The 1,597-nt window shown below is 38.8% G+C and carries 3 tRNA genes and 1 pseudogene; 3 read left to right on the top strand and 1 reads right to left on the bottom strand.

Features of this window, described 5'->3' with window-relative positions:
- Positions 1-274: 274 nt before the first annotated feature.
- Positions 275-348 (bottom strand) — tRNA-Arg (locus GZ996_RS11590).
- A 125-nt stretch (positions 349-473) separates the two neighbouring features.
- Here GZ996_RS11590 and GZ996_RS11585 point away from each other — a divergent pair.
- The 3 genes and pseudogenes from GZ996_RS11585 to tnpA all read left to right on the top strand — a co-directional run.
- Positions 474-545, top strand: a tRNA-Glu gene (locus GZ996_RS11585).
- Positions 546-554: 9 nt separating this feature from the next.
- Positions 555-626, top strand: a tRNA-Glu gene (locus tag GZ996_RS11580).
- A 169-nt stretch (positions 627-795) separates the two neighbouring features.
- A pseudogene (tnpA, locus tag GZ996_RS11575) lies at positions 796-1,256 on the top strand (IS200/IS605 family transposase); the annotation flags it as partial.
- Positions 1,257-1,597 lie beyond the last annotated feature (341 nt).

Here is a 1,597-nt window from a genome sequence, read left to right as displayed (position 1 = left end):
CAAATTCATGATAGAAAGCGTGGAAGTGACTATCTTCCAAGGCATTCACCACTTTTTCAATGGTAAAGACAATATGGTCTTGTGGCAAGAAAAAACTTATTTCTAGTGATAAAGTCGTTTGATTTGTGTTATAGTGAATATGTATGAGATAGCCTTTCTAAATGGTTTATTGAGCAATTCTATTTTACCAAGACTATCGCAACCATGCAAAAAAGCAACGGGAAATCCGTTGCTTTTTTTGGAGCCAAGGGATTATTGTCCCAGACTCTTTTAGTGATCCCAGCAGGATTCGAACCTGCGACCGTTCGCTTAGAAGGCGAATGCTCTATCCAGCTGAGCTATGAGACCTCAGTTTCATTAGTATATCAAATTAACAAAAAAAAAGCAATATTTAAATAAAAAATGAAATGAAAGACTGGACAAAAAAAATATATCTGCTATAATAATAAGAGTGTTGAACGAATAGCACTTATGGTCCGTTGGTCAAGGGGTTAAGACACCGCCTTTTCACGGCGGTAACACGGGTTCGAATCCCGTACGGACTATAAATTTTTGCTCCGTTGGTCAAGGGGTTAAGACACCGCCTTTTCACGGCGGTAACACGGGTTCGAATCCCGTACGGAGTATAAAAAAAACTGTAGTTGGCAGTTTTTTTTTATTGTCAAGCAAAAAACACTAGCTATGCTAGTAGTTCCATGGAGCTTCCAGCGTGGTATTAAAAAATCTTCCTAAAATGATAAGATAGAAGTAGTTCCCGCCACCCCCCACCCAAGGATATCACGGAGGAGGTCTCTCATGAGAGAGTATAATGAAAGTTTATCACATACACGTTGGAATTGTAAATATTACGTCGTTTTCGCACCAAAATATTGTCGCCAAATCCTATATGGCAAGTACAAATCAAGTATCGGAAAAAATGTTCGTGATTTGTGTGAGCGCAGAGGAATTCCAATTCACGTGGCAAACGCCTGTTCGGAATGCTGGTTAGTATGCCACCTAAACTGAGTATAGCTAGTTTTATGGGCTATTAAAAAGGTAATAGTGCTTTTATGATGTTTGATAAACACACCAATCTGAGATACAAATATGGTAATCGCCATTTTGGGGCAGAAGGGAATTATGTGAGCACGGTAAGGCTAAACTAAAAGGTTATCTCCGAGTATATTCAAAATCAATTGCAAGAAGATAGAGTAGCAAATCAGCTCATATTGTTTGAAACTGTTGATCCGTTTACAGGCGAACCAAATAAGAGGAAATGGAGAAGCTGCTTTAGCACTAGCGTGGGAAAGTGGTGCGGAAGGAAGCTGTTTCAGTGGACCTTTGGCTCTAGTCGGCAAGAGCGGCTTATAGTCACAGAACTGCGTCAATCTGTTATTACTCTCAAAAAGAGAATGTTGAGATATTTTTATACGAAAACTTCAAAAAAAGTACAAAACTTCCTCCCCTATGTTACAATATAGGCGAAAAATCTTTAGTTTTGGATTGTTAGCTCGTCTCTAACAATCTTTTTTGTTGGCAAAATTCAGAATAAGTTAATTGATAGGACTGCCTTTTTGTCGTCTAGCCGCAAAGACAGCTTGACAAAGGCACTTTTTCA

Source organism: Streptococcus sp. S784/96/1 (assembly GCF_902729355.1).
Taxonomy (GTDB): Bacteria; Bacillota; Bacilli; order Lactobacillales; family Streptococcaceae; genus Streptococcus; species Streptococcus caledonicus.
The sequence above is the reverse complement of the archived record's forward strand: the minus strand, read 5'-3'. Positions and strand labels throughout refer to the sequence as shown.